Genomic DNA, 15,976 nt, shown 5'->3' on the forward strand with positions numbered 1-15,976 from the left:
TGGAATGTTTTACAGAAGGCTCTTGTTTGTTGCCGATTACTACTGTTTTCATCCTTTTAGCTTCCAGGGAACACCTGCCGAAGCGATCAGGAACTCAAAACATGGAGAGATCATGCGGCATATCCATGCCGGGCCGGACCGTGTCCGTAACCTGCACACACTCGGTCCGCACGGGACCAACTTGGAAGCCGCCTCGCACGAATGGCTGCGCAGACGCGGCGTGGAGGGAACAGTCCATCTGCATTCCTCCATCGAATCGGCGCTGGAAGCCGTCCCGGCCGACGGGCAGCACGCCTTGACCGCCTGCGCGGTCTATCCGGCCCTGCACACCCTGGTATTCGGCAATCTGCACCGGTTACGGATGGTCGACAGCTTCATCATGCCGACGTACAACATGGTGCTCGCCTCCGCGGGCACGCCGACGCCCGCCACCGTCGCCTCGCACCCGGCGCCCAGGGGGCTCGTCCCCGCGTCGGCCGAGGTCCACGAGGTGCTCAGCAACTCCCAGGCCGCCATCGACTGCGCCGCCGGGAAGGTCGAGGGCTGCATCACCACGCTCGTCGCCGCCGAGCGGCACGGACTGCGTGTCCTGCGCGACTTCGGCCCGGTCCCCATGGTCTTCACCGTCCACCAGGTCCTGGCCGCGGACGCCGGGGCCGAGGAGCCGCTCGCGGCGGGAGCGGTGGCGCTGTGATATCCCGAGCACCGATAGCCCCCGCGTACCTGGCCGAGGCGCGGATCCTGACGGAATCGGTCATCCCGCTGGTCGACCGCTTCCGGACGCGCCAGGCCGACGACGGCACGGTCGCCGAACCCACGGCGGACGACCGTGCGCTGCTCGCCCGCGTCTCGGACGAGGCGTGTGCCTGGTACCGGCGCAACGGGCTCGGGCACCAGGCCGACGCGCTGGACGCCGATGTCGCCGGGTGGCTGGACGCCGGGCTGGACACCCGGCCGCACTTCGCCCGCTCCCGCGACGCGCTGCGCCCGCCCGAGGACGGAAGCATGGTCTTCTTCCTCGCGCCGCTGCAGACCACCAACAGCGCACCGCCCGTCGGCAAGCGGCTGGACTGCTTCTACGCGCTGCGCGAGGAGCCCGACGCCCTGCCGGAGCTGGCGCTCACCCATCCGCATCCGAAGAACAACTGCCAGTCCCTGATCCTCGTCGCGGGCAGCGACGGCTTCGCGCGCGGCAACTGCCTGGTGTTCTTCCCGGAGAACGTGGCCGCGCACGACAAGATCACCGATCAGCCGTACGCCATGTTCTTCTACAACAAGATGCGCAGCATCCACGAGACCTACGCGCTCCCGGGGGCGGCCGCCGTCCTCACCCCGGACTCCGTGCCCCGCGCCTCCACCGACCTGGCCCCGGAGGTGTGCTTCGAGGCCCGCGCCATCTGGGGCTATCTGCACGACCGCATGCACTACCAGGGGCTGTGGCCGTTCGACGAGCACATCTCGCTCAAGATGAACTGGTTCGTCGGCCTGCTCGAAGAGATCAAGGTGGACGCGAAGACCGTGCTGGCCTGCGCCGACGGCGGAGTTCCGTACGCCGAGGAGCAGATCGACATGATCTTGCTGGAACGTGTCTTCCGCTACCCGCAGGCCACCGACGCGACCCGCAACTTCGACTCCGGAACCGGTGTCTTCGTGTACTCGTGGCTGCGCGAGCGCGGCGCGCTGACCGGTTCCGTACAGGACGGCGGGCTGCTGCGGCTGGACCGGGACGCCACCTTGGGCGCGCTGCGGGACTACATCACCACGGTCGAGAAGCTGGAGGCCGAGGTCACCACCGACGACGAGTACCGGGCCGCCGCCAAGGCCCTGGTGCGCGACTATCTGCCCGCCGGGGAGGCCAAGCAGCGCTACCGGTTCACCGAGGACCAGCGGGCGCTGCTGCGTGCCAGGCAGAGCCTGGACCGGCTGCCACCGCTGACGTTCGCGCTCGCTCAGTGGTGACCGGCGACCCGGCGACCCGGCGGGGCGGCGGACCGCTGCTGGTACCCGCCCTGTCGGTGCTCATGGTGCTGCTGCTCGCCGCGGGCTGGCTGATGTCCGCCCGGCTGGTCGACGGCGTTCCCGCGCTCGCCGTGGCGAGCGGCCGTACGGCGGCCAGCTTCCTGGCCATCTCCGTGATCGCCGTACTCCGGCCGCGCAGCTGGCCGGACGTCCGCAAGGGGTTCGGCCGCCCGGGCGGGTTTCTGCTGCTGGCGTTCCTCGGGTTCTTCGCGTACTACTCCGGCACGTTGCTCGGCATCGGCCGGATCGGCGCCTCCCGGGTGGGCCTGATCGTCTCGCTGCTGCCGTGCGTGACCTTCGTCATCGGCATCGTCGCCTTCGGCGAGCGCGGGACGGTCCGCAAGGTGTGCGGCACCCTGCTCGCGGTGGCCGCGGCGTGCGGTTACGCGGTGGCGGACGGGCCGGGCGGCGAGGCGGCCGGGGCGGGCACCCTGCTGGCCGGTGCCCTGCTGGCGCTGGGCGGCACGTTCACGTACGCCCTCTACGGCTACGTCTACCGGCAGCGCATGGCCGACATCTCACCGCTGGCGGCACTGCCCGCCATCACGGGGGCGGGCGCCGTCATGCTGGGGCTGACGACCGCCGTCTTCGTGCCGATGGGCGGCGTCACGGCGGCCGACTGGGGCGGGGTGGCGCTGCTCGGCGCGGGGCTCACCGCCCCGGTCTTCCTCATCTCGCACGAACTCATCCTGCGCAAGGGCCCGTTGTACACCTCCGCCGTGGCCCTGGTGGTGCCGTTCCTGATCCGGCTCGGCGAATGGGCGCTGGGATGGGCGGGCGCGCCCGGTCCCGTCGTGCTCGTCCTGATCGTCGCCTGTTCGGCCGGGGTGTGGCTGACGGTGGGCGGCTCCCGCCGGGCGCGGCCCCAGGCCACCGGCTCCGGCGCGGCCGAGGACACCGGCTCCGGCACGGCCGAGGAGAACGACGACACCGGCCGGTCGGCCGGAATGCCACTGGAACGAGGAACATCGTGAGCACACCGCAGCCCCGCGTCGTCCTGGTGTATCAGCGGACGACGCTGCCCTGGGTCTTCGACAGCGCCGAGCGCGCCGGTATCCGCCTCATCCTGGTCCCCCGCCCCGACGAGGACGTGTCCCCGGACCGGCTGCCCCCGGCCGTGGCCGACGTGCTGCCTCTGGACATCGACGGGGACCGCGCGGGCGCTCTGGCCCGGCTCCGGAAGTCGCACGAGACCACCCCGTTCCAGGGCATCTGCACCCTGTACGACCCGGCCGTGCCGTTCGTCGCGGAGGCCGCCGAACTCCTCGGGCTGCCCGGCATCGGGCGGGACGCGGCGCTCGGCGCGCAGGACAAGCGGGTGATGCGGGAACGGCTGGCCGCGGCGGGGCTCAACGTGCCCCGCTTCGTCGGCCTGAAGGACCCCTCCGCCTGGGAGGAGGCCGCACACCTGGACTTTCCGGTCGTGGTCAAACCCGCGCACGGCTTCTCCAGCCTCGGCGTCACCAAGGCGGAACGCCCGGACGCACTGAAGGCCGTCGTCGAGGAGGTGTGGCAGATCTGCCGGGGCAAACTGGGCGGGGCCGGGGGCCTGATCGTGGAGGAGTATCTCGACGGGCCCGAGTTCGCCGTGGAATCCCTCGCCCACCGCGGGGAGGTGACGGTGTGCGGCATCGGCTACAAGGGCGAGCCCGAGGGCCCGTATTTCGAGGAGAGCGTCTACCGCGCCCCGGCCGTCCTGCCCGAGGCGATCCAGGACGCCATCCGGCACGAGGTGACCGCCGCGCACACCGCCCTCGGCATCGCCGACGGCCCCACCCACACCGAACTGCGGCTGCGCGGCGACCGGCCGTACCTGCTGGAGCTGGGGGCCCGCATCGGCGGTTCGGGGGTCTCGGAGTACATCGTCCGGAACGCCACCGGGCTGGACTTCGCCGCGGACGCGCTGCGGATCGCCGCCGGGCTGCCGCCACGTTCCTTCGGCGCCGGTCGCACGCCCTCCGCCACGGGCGCCGCGGCCAACTACATCGTGCCGTGCGGCGGTTCGGGGCGGATCACCGCGATCCACGGCCTGGACGAGCTGCGCGCCGACCCCCGGGTGGACCACATCGTGCAGATGCTCTTCCCCGGCGACGTGGTGCGGCCCTACCCGGACTTCACCGGCTACCCGGCGTTCATCCTGTCCCGGCACACCACCACCGCCGAGGCGGAGGAGTTCCACCGCACGCTGGAGACCGCCATCCACATCGAGTACGCCCCGGAAGGCAGTGGACGATGATCTCCCTCCCCTTCGACGACCGTGACGGCGTCATCTGGTACGACGGCGCCTTCGTGCCCTGGCGGGACGCGAAGCTGCACGTCCTCTCCCACGGACTGCACTACGGCGGTGGCGTGTTCGAGGGGATGCGCGTCTACGACGGCGCCATCTTCAAGCTCACCGAGCACACCGAGCGCCTGCACACCTCCGCACACGCCCTGGGCTTCGCCATCCCCTTCGGCGTGCCCGAACTCGCCGATGCCGCCCGGGAGCTGGTCCGCAGGCAGGGCATCGCCGACGGATACGTCAGGCCCGTCGCCTGGCGGGGCGGCGAGCAGCTCAGCGTCTCCAGTACGGGCAACCGCGTCCATGTCGCCATCGCCACCTGGGAGTGGCCGCGCCTCTTCGGGGACGCGACCCAGGAGGAGGGCATCCGCCTCGGCACCTCCCGCTGGCGCCGCCCGGCGCCCGACACCGCGCCGGTGCACGCCAAGGCGGCATCGCTGTACAACATCTGCACACTCGCCCGCGACGAGGCCGAAGCCGCCGGTTACGACGACGCGCTGCTGCTCGACCACCGGGGTCTGCTGGCCGAGGCCACCGGCGCCAACCTCTTCCTCGTCATCGACGGCGCCCTGCACACCCCCGTCCCCGACACCTTCCTGAACGGCATCACCCGCCAGACCGTCATCGGCCTCGCCCATGACCTCGGCATCCCCGTCCATGAGCGGCCTCTGGAGCCGGACGCCCTCGCCGACGCCGACGAGGTGTTCCTGACCGGCACCGCCTACGAGGTGCAGCCGGTGCGGGAGGTGGACGGCCACCGGTACGGCGTCGGCAAGGTGGCGTCGGCGCTGGCCGAGGCGTACGCCCGGCTGGTGCGCACGCCCTGAAGCGCCCTAATGGGTGACCGGGGCCTGCCACAGGGCGACGATCGCGTCGACGAGGCCGGTGGCGGTGTCGTGCCACGTCGTACGGGAGGTGGGGGCGGCGTCGGCGAGGGCGCGCTCCCGCTCGGCGCTCATCTGCGTGATGAGGTGGCGTGTCATGGCGCCACGCTCGGCGTACACCTCGGCGGGCAGGTCGGGCAGGCAGCGGTTCACCCCGTCCTGCAACGAGTGCAGCGACGGGGAGGCGGCGAAGGACTCCGCGGTGGTGATCGCCTGGAGTGCGGGGTCGGCCGTGACCTGGGCGATGAACCGCGCGTACCAGCTGGGGTGGCCCAGCGCCGCAAGGTGCTCGATGGACGGCCGGACCACGCCTGCCACCCAGTCCCGCAGCTCGGTGGAGTCGCCGATGCCGGCCAGCATCCCCGCGCGGATCCGCTCGATCTGCTCGGCGTGGCGGCGGACGATCGCGCGGACCAGGTCGGTCTTGGTGCCGAAGTGGTAGTTGACCGCGGCGTTGTTGCCCTGTCCGGCGGCCGCGCTGATCTGGCGGTTGGCGACCGCGTGCACCCCGTATTCGGCGAACAGCCGCTCCGCCGCCGTCAGCAGCGCCTCCCGGGTCGCGCTGACCCGCTCGTCCTGCGTCATCCTGGCTGCCATCATCACCACCGCGTTCCCGCTCCGCGCGCACCACTTTAAATCAATCCATTTAAAGTATACCCGGTATCGCGCCGGGCGGCCGCGCGCGCCCTGCCGGTGGTTTTCGCGTACGACCACGCGTACGACCACCGGCAGGGCGTCACCTCAGCGGCAGGTGCGTCCGGTGTTGATGCACCGCACCATCTGGTTCATCACCTTCTCGTCGAAGACGTTGATGAAGTCCCCGTGGTCGGTGACCGGCTTGTGCAACTGCTCGGGGAAGCCATCCACCGCGAAGAACGGCCGGGTCTTCCCGTTGTCCTTCAGGCTGGGCGCGTCCACGTCGTACACCAGGCGCTGCACGAGCTGCGGAATCGCCACGAAGCCCTTCGGGCAGCTGCCGTCGGCGCCGGTGAACGCCACGTGGGAGCGGTGGTTGGCGCTGTCGGCGTTCTTGCCGTCCCAGCAGCTCTGGAACTTCGAGGTACGCACCACATCGCTGCCCTGCGGGCAGATCGGGTACTTGTCCTTCAGCTGCCGGTTCTCGAACCCGGTGCAGCTCCACGCGGCGTTGGCGTTCGCCGTCCCGTTGCTGAACGCCTTCGCGTCGCCGGTGATGATGCGCAGGAACCTGGGCATCGCCACGACCTTGCCGCGCGGGTTGCCCTCGTACTCCAGGGTGACCTTCTTGGCCGTCAGGATGCGGCCGGTGTTGCCCTCCGCGCCACCGCCCTGCTTGTCCGCGTCGAACTCACGGGTGCCGTCCTGAAGCCGCAGCACCGGCCAGTAGTAGGTGGATTTGTCGCCCTGGTTCTGGCAGGTGGTGCGGCCACCGGCGAAGGTGTTGTTGTCGGCGAACGCGTTGTTGGCCTGGTTGCCGACGTAGTCGTGGGTGTGGTGCGCCCCGTTGGACACGCCCGGAGCGACGATGACGTTGTCGGTGTTGTAGAGCTTGTTGGCGTTGACGCCGCACTTGGTGGCGAAGAGGCCCTTGGAGGCGTTCCGCGCCGGGCGCGGTGTGCGCACATTGGGCTGGACACTGGTGATGTCCACGAAATCCGCGGCCGCCGGGCCGTTGCCGCTCTGGCCCTGACCGCCGCCCTGGTTGCCACCTTGGCCGCCGCCCTGGCTGCCGCCCTGATTCCCGCCCTGGCCTCCGCCGGAAGCCTTGAGCGTGCAGGTGGCGAGCCCGTCGAGGCCCTGCGGGGTGGCTGCCACTCGGCCGATGGCGATCGATATCCGGTCGATGGTCGCCGTGCGCTTGTCCTTCAGCGGACCCATGATCGCGTTCTGTGCGAAGTTGGCATCCTGCTGGATCGCCCGCTGGGAACCGGCGAGCCGCTGATACGCCTCGGCGACCTGCTTGTCCAGCAGGGCGAGCTCCCGGTCCACCTCGGCCCTGGCCCGCTGCGGCACCGCGCTCAGGCGCTGGCCGACGTCGGGGCAGTCGATGGTGGACCCTTGGGCGGATAACGCCCTGCCGCGGGTGTCGCTCTGCTGCGAATCGCCCGCGTCGGCCGAGGCGTACATGTTGACCGTCACCAGTCCGCCCGCCCCCAGGGCTAACGCGGCGGTGGCGACGATCGCCCGTCTCGCGGCTTTCGACCGTCTGCGCGTAGTGCGTCGCATGGAACTCCTCTGTCATGTCGGACGCGTTCGACGGAAGGCTATAGCCACGCGACCGGGCCGGGACGCCGGGGTGGATCACGTCACCGGAGGGTAAGATTGCCTAAAGGTCTTAGGCAGCCGAATAGTGGGCGCTGCCGGCGGAGAGGGAGGGCATGGCCTACGCAGGGCTGACCACGGAACGGCTGACCCGGGCCGGAGCGGAGCTGGCCGACGAGGTCGGTTTCGACCAGGTGACCGTGTCGGAGGTGGCCAGGCGGTTCGACGTCAAGGTCGCGAGCCTGTACTCGCACCTGAAGAACTCCCGCGACCTCAAGACCAGGATCGCCCTGCTCGCCCTGGAGGAACTCGCCGACCGGGCCGCCGACGCCCTGGCCGGGCGGGCCGGGAAGGACGCCCTGACCGCCTTCGCCAATGTCTACCGCGACTACGCCCGCGAGCACCCCGGCCGCTATGCCGCGGCCCAGTTCAGGCTCGACCCGGAGGCGGCGGCCGCCAGCGCGGGCGGCAGGCACTCACAGATGACGCGGGCGATCCTGCGCGGCTACGACCTGCCGGAGCCGGACGAGACGCATGCGGTCCGGCTGCTCGGCAGCGTGTTCCACGGCTACGTCAGCCTGGAGCTGGCGGGCGGGTTCAGCCACAGCTCCCCCGATTCGGCGGAATCCTGGTCCCGGTCCCTGGACGCGCTCGACACCCTGCTGCGCAACTGGCCCGCGCCCTGACCGCACGTACCGCGCGCGAATAGCCCATTCGCTCCCCTCCGGCCATTCCCGCCGGTATACCGTCCGTCGCTCCGGTGACCTGCGCGGATGATCAAGCGGAGCGGTGGCGGCGACGTGACGGGGTGACGCTTCGTGTTGCGGTGGTGGCGGAGTGTCGGTTGTCTCGTGAACGGAACACCTCACAGGTGCCTCGTGTTCGGGTCGGCCACTGCTCCGTTGGAGGATTTTCATGCGTTACGTACCCGCCGGTGCAGCCATCGGCCTGGTTCTCTGTGCCCTCACCCTGCAGGGCCCGGCCGCTGCCGCCGATGACACGGACCTCACCATCAGCCCGAGCAAGGCCCTTCCGGGGTCCACGGTCACCGTCAGTACGACCGCCTGCGGCTCGGACGTGACCTACGGCAAGGGCTCCGCGGGCGGAGACGAGTTCCACCTGTTCAAGGGCGACCACAAGGGCGAGCTCACCGGCCACTTCCGGATTCCGGAGAAGGCCGATTCCGGTAGCCACGAAGTCGTCGTGAAGTGTCCCCCGAGCATCAAGATGACGGATGACATCAAGGTCAAGCGCACCCACCCCAGCGGCGGGGTCGACGCCGGATTCGGGCCCGCCGCGGTCGGCGAGAACAAGCCGACCCTCCTCGGCGGCGCGGTCCTGGCGGTCACGGCCACAGGTGTGCTCATGATGCGCCGCCACCGAAGCGTTCGGCGCTAGCGTCTCTGTCCCGCGGTGGCGTGGGATGCGGACGTGGCGGTCGTCGGCGCGGGTGCGGCCGGTCTGACGCTGGCCCACCGGCTCGCCGCCCTGCCCTCCCCGCCGCGGGTGCTGCTGGTCGAGGCGCCGGACGGGCCGCTGCGGCCGCCGGAGCGGACGTGGTGCTGGTGGGAGGAGCCGGGCGGTGAGTTCGACGCGGCGCTGGCCGCCCGCTGGAGCCGGGTCGGGGTGCACGGAGCCGATGGCCGCCCGCTGGAGCGCGAGATCGCGCCCTTCGTCTACAAGATGCTGCGGTCGCGCGACTTCGAGCGCTGGACGGCCGCCCGGCTCGACGCGGCGCCCTCGGTGCGGCGCGTCGAGGCGGTGGTGGACGAGGTGCGCGACGACGCGGGCGGCGCGGTGGTACGGGGCGTCCGCGCCGGGAGCCAACCGGTGGTCCTGCGTACCCGATGGGCCTTCGACTCCCGCCCGGCGGCCGCCCTGCCACCGGCTCGTACGACGCTGCTCCAGCACTTCCGGGGCTGGTTCATCCGCTGCGAGACCCCGGCGCTGGATCCCGCGGTGGCCGAGCTGATGGACTTCCGCACCCCGCAGCCGGACGGCGGCCTGTCGTTCGGCTATGTGCTGCCGCTGAGCACCCGTGAGGCGCTGGTGGAGTACACCGAGTTCTCGCCCGCCGTGCTGGACGGCGCCGCGTACGACGCGGCCCTGCGCCACTACACCCGGGCCGTGCTGCGGTTGCCGCCCTTCCGGGTGCTCTCCACCGAGCAGGGCGTCATCCCCATGACCGACGGCCGCTTCCCCCGCCACGCGGGCGACGCCGTGTTCCGGATCGGCGCCGCGGGCGGCGCCACCCGTCCGGCCACCGGCTACACCTTCGCCGCGGTGCAGCGGCAGTCCCGGGCGGTGGCGGCGGCCTTCGCCGCGGGCCGCCGCCCGGTGCCGCCCGCCCCGTACCCGGCCCGCGCACGCGCCATGGACGCGGCGATGCTGCGCGCCCTGGCCACCGGCCGGGTGACCGGCGCCGACGTCTTCACCGGCCTCTTCCGCCACGTCCCCGCCGACCGTCTGCTGCGGTTCCTCGACGGCGGCACCGGCCTGGCGGAGGACGTCATGGTCGGGGTGCGGACACCGGTGGCGCCCATGCTGCGGACGGTGGCCGAGCTGCCCTGGCTCCGGCGGCGCACCGGCCCCGCCTTCGGCCACGCGCCACCGGAGCCGAAGCGGTGACCCCCACGATGGCGGCCCGGCGCGGGCGGGACCGGCGGGCCGAGATGCTGCCGGTGGCGGCGGGCCGGGCCCGGGTCGCGGCCGGGTGTGCGCCGCGGGTCGCGGTGGTGGGCGGCGGGATCGCGGGGCTCGCGGCGGCGACCGGGCTGGCCGAGCGCGGGGTCGCGGTGGTGCTGTACGAACGCGCCACGGTGCTCGGCGGACGGCTGGCCGGGTGGCCGACGACGCTCGCGGACGGGTCGGCGGCGACGATGTGCCGCGGTTTCCACGCCTTCTTCCGGCAGTACTACAACCTGCGGGGGCTGCTGCGGCGGATCGACCCCGCCCTGAGCATGCTCACCGGGCTGCCGGACTATCCGCTGTGGCACAGCTCGGGCCTGCGGGACGGCTTCGCGGGCGTCCCGCGCACCCCGCCGTGGTCCGCGCTCGGCTTCGTGGCGCGCAGCCCGTCGTTCGGCTGGCGGGAGCTGGCGGCCATGGACCCGGTGGCCGCGCTGCCGCTGTTCGACGTACGACTGCCGCGGATCCACGAGCGGCTGGACGCGCTGAGCGCGGCGGAGTTCCTGGACGCGGTCCGCTTCCCGGCGGCGGCCCGGCACCTGGCGTTCGACGTGTTTTCCCGCAGCTTCTTCGTGGATCCGGGCGAGCTGTCGGCGGCCGAGCTGGCGGTGATGTTCCACATCTACTTCCTCGGGTCGAGCGAGGGGCTGCTGTTCGACGTGGTGCGCGAGCCGTTCCCGTACGCGCTGTGGGATCCGCTGCGGCGCTATCTGGAGGGCCATGGCACACGGCTGCGGCTGGGCGCCGCCGTGGAGTCGGTGCGGCCGCTGGGCGGCGGGCGGGTGGCGGTGGACGGGGAGGCGTACGACGGGGTGGTGCTCGCCCTGGACGCGGCGGGCCTGCGCGGGCTGGTCGCGAACTCCCCCGGCCTGGGCGGCCCGCCGTGGCGGGAGCGGATCGCGGCCCTGCGGACCGCGCCGCCGTTCCTGGTCTCCCGCCTGTGGCTGGGCACCCCCACGGACCCCGGCCGCCCGGGTTTCCTCGGCACGAGCGGCTACGGCCCGCTCGACAACGTCAGCGTCGTGTCCCGGTGGGAGGGCGAAGCCGCCCGATGGGCCGCGGCCACCGGCGGATCGGTACTGGAGCTGCACGCGTACGCCGTGGACCCGGCCGCCGAACGGGTCGCCGTGGAGCGCCGGTTGCGGCAGGAGCTGGCCCGGGTCTACCCCGAGACCCGGGATGCCGAGGTGGTCGACGTCCGCCACGAGTGGCGCGCCGACTGCCCGGCCTTCCCCGTCGGCGGCTACCGCGACCGGCCCGCGGTGCGCACGCCCGACCCGGCGGTGGTGCTGGCCGGGGACCTGGTCCGCACCGATCTGCCGGTCGCCCTGATGGAACGGGCGGCCACCAGCGGCTTCCTGGCCGCCAACGCGCTGCTCGCCCGCTGGGGCGTGCGCGGCCAGCGGCTGTGGACGGTCCCCCGCCACGGCCGCACGGCCGTGCTGCGCGGGGTGCACCGGCTGGCGGGGGCACTCACCGGACACCCCGCCGTGCCCGCCACCGGTCAGCCCGGAAAGCGGCCCGCCTCCCGCAGGGCCCAGCGGCGTTCGGCGTAGGCGAGGTCGTCGCGCCACAGGCGACCGGCGGCCGCGCGCATCAGCGGGCGCAGCAGGGGCGCGGCCGCGCGGGCGACGGCGAAGCCGGGGCGGTCGGAGGTGGCGAGAACCGCCTCGATGACGGCGGTACGGGGGCGGCCGCGGGGGTCGGAGGCCAGCGGGGTGGCGTGGGTTTCCACGACGGAGCCGCGGCCCTCGCCGTCGGTGATGCGCATGACGACGGTGCGGGGTCCGGGCGCGGAGAAGACGGCCCGGACGGGGACGACCACACGACCGGCCACCTTGAAGGACACCCGGACGGCGAGAGCGTCCTCGCCGTCCGGCTCCTCGACGGTGAGATCGACGAAGGAGTACGGGTGGAGCCATCCGCCGTGCCACGGGTCGAGGCGGTTGGCGACGACATCGGCCGGTTCGCAGGTGCCGGTGACGTCGTGGACGGCGGCGACCGTGGCCCCGGCCACCGGGCGGGGCGGCAGCACCGGGCGGGGCAGCGGCTCCTCGCCACCGGCCGCGTCGAGCCGTACCCAGGCGAGGACGCCGTCGTCGTGGGCGGGCAGCGGGGACCAGCCCGCGGTGGCGTCCCCGCACAGGGCGAGGCCGTGCCAGTGGCAGACGAGGGTGCCGCGGCTGACCACCGCGTCCTTCAGCGGCGCCCCGAGGTGCGGGCACGCGCCGGGTCCGGCGAGGAGCCGTCCGCCCTCGTCCCGCCAGGCCACCACCTCGGTACCGGCGACGGTCCGGCCGAAGGGGCGGCTGGGGGCGACGGCGGCGGACGCGCCGAGCACGTACCAGTTGCCCGACGGCCGGTCCCGCGCCCGCTTCAGGGCCGCGGCGATCAGGGCGGGGCTCGCCTCCCGCCAGGTGGGCCGCTGCCGGTCCCAGCGGACACCGCGGCGGCGCAGGGACAGCGGAAGACGGCCGGGTGCGGGTGGCGTCATGCGGCCTCCTCGACGGGGAGCGGCCCGCCTGGCGGGGCGGTGGGTGGCTTACGTACGGCACGGTCGGCGCGGGCGGCCAGCAGCCGGGCGGCACCGACCCGGACCAGCCCGTCGAGGGCGACCGCGGCCCGTACCCGCCGCCGCACCGCCGACCGCCGGTGCAGCACCGCGTAGCCGTCGCGTTCGACGGCGGTGACGATGCCTCCGTAGAGCACGTACGCGGTACGGATGCAGGGCCGGGCCACCGGGTCGAGCATGGCGATGCCGGGCAGCGCCCGGCGGTAGTAGCCGCGGGTCAGGGCAGCGAAGTCGCGCAGCGCGGCGGTGATGTGCCGGTCCAGCCGCCCGGTGCGGCGGCTCCACCGCAGGCGTGCCCGGTCCACTCCGTGGGCGGCCAGCAGGTCGGCGGGCAGGTAGATCCGGCCGCGGTCCAGGTCCTCCCCCACGTCCCGCAGGAAGTTGGTGAGCTGGAAGGCGACGCCGAGCGCCGCCGCGTGCGGCTCGGCGTCCTCGCGGGGCACGACGTGGCCGAGCACGGGCAGCATCTGAAGGCCGATCACCGCGGCCGAACCGTGGGTGTAGTGGCGCAGCTGCGCGAACGTGGGGTAGTCGGTGACGGTCAGGTCGGCCCGCATCGAGGCCATGAAGTCGGTGAAGTGCCGGTGGTCGATGCGGTGGACGGCGGCGGTGTGCGCGAGCGCGCGGACGACCGGCTCGTCGCTGCGGCCGGTGCGCAGGGCCCGGGACAGCTCGTCGGCCAACCGGTCCAGGCAGGCTTCGCGTGGCGCGCTGCCGCCGGAGCCTTCGAGGTCGTCCACGATGTCGTCGGCCCAGCGGGCGAAGCCGTAGAGCGCGTGCACGGCGGGGCGCCGGGCGGCGGGCAGGAGCCGGGTGGCCAGGAAGTACGTCCTGCCGTGGCGGGCGTTGAGCTGTCTGCACCGCAGGTAGTCGGTGCGCAGCGCCGGGTCGTGGATACCGGCGGCGTCGAGTTCGTGTCGGGTCATGGGAGTCCTTGCCGATGGAGGACCCGCGGCCGGGTGCGGCGGGGGTCGGGGTGGACGTGGCGGGGACCGGGGCGGGCGGGGCCGGTGATGCGGGCGGCGGCCAGCTTTCCGGAGATCAGCACGGTCGGGACGCCCACCCCGGGGGTGGTGCCGCAGCCCGCCAGCACCACGTTCTCCGTTCCGCGGACGAGGTTGGCCGGGCGGAACGGTCCGGTCTGGCCGAAGGTGTGGGCGAGCGAGAACGGACTGCCCGCGGCGTGCCCTTGGGCGGTCCAGTCGGCCGGGGTGACCAGGCATTCCTGTTCGATGGCCGCGCCGAGCCCGGCCAGGCCGCGGCGCTCCAGTTCGGTGAGGACGTGGTCCCGGTAGCGCGGGCCGAGGGTGTGCCATTCGGCGGCGCCGGGCCCGATGTCGGTGTTGGGGCAGGGCGCGAGGATGTAGTGGACGTGGCGGCCGGGCGGGGCGAGGGCGGGGTCGTGGGTGGTGGGCCGGGTGATGAGCAGCGAGGGGTCGCTCATCGGCCGCCCGGATACGGTCAGTTCCTCGAACGTGGCGCGCCAGGCGGCGCCGAAGGAGAGGGTGTGGTGGGCCAGTTGCGGCCAGGTGCGGTCGGTGCCGGTGTGCAGGACGACGGCCGAGGGTGAGCGCCGGTGGCGCAGCGGGCGGCGCGGGGCGCGGCCCAGCAGCCGGTACGCCTCCGTCAGCTCGCAGCTGAGGACGACGGCGTCGCAGGGAACGCGGCCGTGCGTGGTGACGACGGCGGTGACCCGCCCGGCCCGCCGCTCCAGCCCGGTGACCCGCTGGCCGTAGCGCAGGTCGGCACCGGCGTCGGCGGCCGCGGCGGCCAGCGCGCGGGGCACGGCGTGCATGCCGCCGCGGGGGAAGTACACGCCCGCGACGGTGTCCATGTAGGCGATGACGGCGTACGCGGCCAGGGCGCGGGCCGGTGGCACGCCCGCGTAGAGGGCCTGGAAGGTGAACACGCGGCGCAGCCGCTCGTCCCGGAGGAAACGGCCGATGCCGGGGTCGAGCCGTCCGAAGCCGCCGAGCGCTGCCAGCCGGGCCAGGTCGGGGTGGAGCAGCTGGAGCGGCGAGTCGAAGTTGGCGTCGATGAAGCGGGACATCTGGGCGCGGTGGAGTGCCTCCAGCCAGGCCCGCAGCCGCCGGTATCCGGCCGCTTCGCGCGGTCCGGCGAAGGCGCGTACGGACTCCTCCATGGCGTCCGCACCGGTGTGGACGTCGAGGCTGCTGCCGTCGGCGAACCGGGCCCGGTAGGCGGGGTGCAACGGGATCAGGTCGAGCCGGTCGGACACCTCCTCCCCCACGGCGGCCAGCGGCTCGGCCAGCAGGCCCGGCATGGTGAGCACGGTGGGGCCGGTGTCGAAGCGGTACCCGCCCCGCTCCAGGCACCCGGCCCGGCCGCCGGGCCGGGTGGCGCTTTCCACGAGGGTCACCCGGCGCCCGGCGCCGAGCAGGTGCAGGGTGGCGGCGAGCCCGGACAGGCCCGCGCCGACGACCACGACGTGGCTCGTGGGCCCGGGGACGAGGCGCATGGTTTCAGTCTTCTGACGTCCGGGCCGGGCACCCGCGCGAGGGGCCGTACGGCCGAACGAATTCGACCGTGCGTGAGCCGCGCCCTGCCGGACCGACCCCCGACACGCTTTTGGTTATCATTTTCATTTAACTGCTACGGTGGAGCTCACATCCCAGAACACCACCAGGACGACCGGAGAGGCCCCATGTCCGCCCACTGCCAACTCACCGGCCGACAGCCCGGCTTCGGCAACCATGTCTCCCACTCCCACCGCCGCACCAAGCGCCGGTTCGACCCCAACATCCAGCGCAAGCGGTACTGGCTGCCCAGCGAGGGGCGCCACGTCCGGCTCACCCTCAGCGCCAGGGCCGTCAAGACCGTCGACAGCATCGGCATCGAAGCCGCCGTGACCCGCATCCGCGCCCGGGGAGGGAAGGTCTGATGGCGAAGCAGAGCAAGATCGCCAAGAATGAGCAACGGCGCGCGATCGTCGTCCGTTACGCCGAGCGCCGCGCCCAGCTGAAGGCGCTCATCGCCGCTCCCCACACCCCGGAGGAGGAACGCCTCGCCGCCGAGCGGGAGCTGCGCCGCCAGCCGCGCGACGCCAGCGCCACGCGCGTACGCAACCGCGACTCCGTCGACGGCCGCCCCCGCGGCCATCTGCGCGCCTTCGGCCTCTCCCGCGTCCGGATGCGACAGATGGCGCACGCGGGCGAGCTTCCCGGGGTGACCAAGAGCAGCTGGTGACCGCGCCCGCGCGGCGCACGAAGGTCACGAAATACGCCACCACCCCCGGCCGGGCCGGGGGTGGTGGCGTGATGTGCGGGGTGG

General features: G+C 73.1%; 16 protein-coding genes. 11 read left to right on the plus strand and 5 right to left on the minus strand.

Annotation, left to right across the window (positions count from 1 at the left end; genetic code table 11):
* The first annotated feature begins 112 nt into the window (after positions 1-112).
* The 5 genes from ACZ59A_RS32870 to ACZ59A_RS32890 are packed head-to-tail and all read left to right on the plus strand — an operon-like array spanning position 113 to position 5,127.
* Positions 113-694 (plus strand): bacilysin biosynthesis protein BacA, encoded by a 582-nt coding sequence (locus ACZ59A_RS32870; RefSeq protein ID WP_470966296.1) that lies wholly within the window; start codon positions 113-115, stop codon positions 692-694.
* Positions 691-1,959, plus strand: a complete 1,269-nt coding sequence (locus ACZ59A_RS32875; RefSeq protein ID WP_470966299.1) for a DUF6421 family protein — start codon at positions 691-693, stop codon at positions 1,957-1,959. The genes ACZ59A_RS32870 and ACZ59A_RS32875 overlap by 4 nt, the downstream gene beginning before the upstream one ends.
* A complete protein-coding gene (locus tag ACZ59A_RS32880; protein WP_470966301.1) occupies positions 1,953-2,993 on the plus strand; it encodes an EamA family transporter in 1,041 nt (346 codons plus the stop codon). The genes ACZ59A_RS32875 and ACZ59A_RS32880 overlap by 7 nt, the downstream gene beginning before the upstream one ends.
* Positions 2,990-4,255 carry an ATP-grasp domain-containing protein gene (locus ACZ59A_RS32885; RefSeq protein WP_470966303.1) on the plus strand — a complete coding sequence of 422 codons (1,266 nt, stop codon included), beginning with the start codon at positions 2,990-2,992 and terminating at the stop codon, positions 4,253-4,255. The genes ACZ59A_RS32880 and ACZ59A_RS32885 overlap by 4 nt, the downstream gene beginning before the upstream one ends.
* The gene (locus ACZ59A_RS32890) at positions 4,252-5,127 is read left to right on the plus strand and encodes a branched-chain amino acid aminotransferase (protein WP_470966306.1); all 876 of its coding nucleotides are present in this window, start codon (positions 4,252-4,254) and stop codon (positions 5,125-5,127) included. The genes ACZ59A_RS32885 and ACZ59A_RS32890 overlap by 4 nt, the downstream gene beginning before the upstream one ends.
* Before the next feature lie 6 nt (positions 5,128-5,133).
* Here ACZ59A_RS32890 and ACZ59A_RS32895 read toward each other — a convergent pair whose 3' ends face one another.
* Positions 5,134-5,769, minus strand: a complete 636-nt coding sequence (locus tag ACZ59A_RS32895) for a TetR/AcrR family transcriptional regulator (protein WP_470966308.1) — start codon at positions 5,767-5,769, stop codon at positions 5,134-5,136.
* Positions 5,770-5,925: 156 nt separating this feature from the next.
* Complete coding sequence (locus ACZ59A_RS32900; RefSeq protein ID WP_470966311.1) at positions 5,926-7,389, minus strand: DUF1996 domain-containing protein; 1,464 nt, start codon at positions 7,387-7,389, stop codon at positions 5,926-5,928.
* 152 nt (positions 7,390-7,541) lie between these two features.
* Between ACZ59A_RS32900 and ACZ59A_RS32905 the strand changes: the two genes are divergently transcribed.
* From ACZ59A_RS32905 to ACZ59A_RS32920, 4 genes are all read left to right on the plus strand, one after another.
* On the plus strand, positions 7,542-8,111 hold the full coding sequence (locus ACZ59A_RS32905; RefSeq protein WP_470966313.1) for a TetR/AcrR family transcriptional regulator: 570 nt from the start codon (positions 7,542-7,544) through the stop codon (positions 8,109-8,111).
* A gap of 229 nt (positions 8,112-8,340) precedes the next feature.
* Positions 8,341-8,823 (plus strand): sortase, encoded by a 483-nt coding sequence (locus ACZ59A_RS32910; protein ID WP_470966316.1) that lies wholly within the window; start codon positions 8,341-8,343, stop codon positions 8,821-8,823.
* A 15-nt stretch (positions 8,824-8,838) separates the two neighbouring features.
* Entirely contained in the window at positions 8,839-10,053 is a 1,215-nt protein-coding gene (locus ACZ59A_RS32915; RefSeq protein ID WP_470966319.1) for a lycopene cyclase family protein, read from the plus strand.
* A gap of 8 nt (positions 10,054-10,061) precedes the next feature.
* Complete coding sequence (locus ACZ59A_RS32920) at positions 10,062-11,669, plus strand: FAD-dependent oxidoreductase (RefSeq protein WP_470966544.1); 1,608 nt, start codon at positions 10,062-10,064, stop codon at positions 11,667-11,669.
* Here ACZ59A_RS32920 and ACZ59A_RS32925 read toward each other — a convergent pair.
* Genes ACZ59A_RS32925 through crtI form a run of 3 tightly spaced genes read right to left on the minus strand, consistent with a single transcriptional unit; the run spans position 11,618 to position 15,164 of the window.
* Complete coding sequence (locus ACZ59A_RS32925) at positions 11,618-12,607, minus strand: DUF5914 domain-containing protein (RefSeq protein WP_470966322.1); 990 nt, start codon at positions 12,605-12,607, stop codon at positions 11,618-11,620. The genes ACZ59A_RS32920 and ACZ59A_RS32925 overlap by 52 nt on opposite strands.
* On the minus strand, positions 12,604-13,611 hold the full coding sequence (locus tag ACZ59A_RS32930; RefSeq protein ID WP_470966324.1) for a phytoene/squalene synthase family protein: 1,008 nt from the start codon (positions 13,609-13,611) through the stop codon (positions 12,604-12,606). The genes ACZ59A_RS32925 and ACZ59A_RS32930 overlap by 4 nt, the downstream gene beginning before the upstream one ends.
* Positions 13,608-15,164 (minus strand): phytoene desaturase family protein, encoded by a 1,557-nt coding sequence (crtI, locus tag ACZ59A_RS32935; protein ID WP_470966327.1) that lies wholly within the window; start codon positions 15,162-15,164, stop codon positions 13,608-13,610. The genes ACZ59A_RS32930 and crtI overlap by 4 nt, the downstream gene beginning before the upstream one ends.
* Before the next feature lie 186 nt (positions 15,165-15,350).
* Between crtI and rpmB the strand changes: the two genes are divergently transcribed.
* Entirely contained in the window at positions 15,351-15,587 is a 237-nt protein-coding gene (rpmB, locus tag ACZ59A_RS32940; protein WP_470966330.1) for a 50S ribosomal protein L28, read from the plus strand.
* Entirely contained in the window at positions 15,587-15,892 is a 306-nt protein-coding gene (gene rpsN, locus ACZ59A_RS32945; RefSeq protein ID WP_470966332.1) for a 30S ribosomal protein S14, read from the plus strand. The genes rpmB and rpsN overlap by 1 nt, the downstream gene beginning before the upstream one ends.
* Positions 15,893-15,976 lie beyond the last annotated feature (84 nt).

It is taken from the genome of Streptomyces sp. NPDC040405 (assembly GCF_055595765.1).

Bases quoted from the DNA above. Each gene is read 5' to 3' on its own strand.
- ACZ59A_RS32870 (WP_470966296.1), top strand. From the start codon at position 113: ATGCGGCATATCCATGCCGGGCCGGACCGTGTCCGTAACCTGCACACA.
- ACZ59A_RS32890 (WP_470966306.1), top strand. From the start codon at position 4,252: ATGATCTCCCTCCCCTTCGACGACCGTGACGGCGTCATCTGGTACGAC.
- ACZ59A_RS32895 (WP_470966308.1), bottom strand. From the start codon at position 5,769: ATGACGCAGGACGAGCGGGTCAGCGCGACCCGGGAGGCGCTGCTGACG.
- ACZ59A_RS32900 (WP_470966311.1), bottom strand. From the start codon at position 7,389: ATGCGACGCACTACGCGCAGACGGTCGAAAGCCGCGAGACGGGCGATC.
- ACZ59A_RS32905 (WP_470966313.1), top strand. From the start codon at position 7,542: ATGGCCTACGCAGGGCTGACCACGGAACGGCTGACCCGGGCCGGAGCG.
- ACZ59A_RS32910 (WP_470966316.1), top strand. From the start codon at position 8,341: ATGCGTTACGTACCCGCCGGTGCAGCCATCGGCCTGGTTCTCTGTGCC.
- ACZ59A_RS32920 (WP_470966544.1), top strand. From the start codon at position 10,062: ATGGCGGCCCGGCGCGGGCGGGACCGGCGGGCCGAGATGCTGCCGGTG.
- ACZ59A_RS32925 (WP_470966322.1), bottom strand. From the start codon at position 12,607: ATGACGCCACCCGCACCCGGCCGTCTTCCGCTGTCCCTGCGCCGCCGC.
- ACZ59A_RS32930 (WP_470966324.1), bottom strand. From the start codon at position 13,611: ATGACCCGACACGAACTCGACGCCGCCGGTATCCACGACCCGGCGCTG.
- crtI (WP_470966327.1), bottom strand. From the start codon at position 15,164: ATGCGCCTCGTCCCCGGGCCCACGAGCCACGTCGTGGTCGTCGGCGCG.
- rpmB (WP_470966330.1), top strand. From the start codon at position 15,351: ATGTCCGCCCACTGCCAACTCACCGGCCGACAGCCCGGCTTCGGCAAC.
- rpsN (WP_470966332.1), top strand. From the start codon at position 15,587: ATGGCGAAGCAGAGCAAGATCGCCAAGAATGAGCAACGGCGCGCGATC.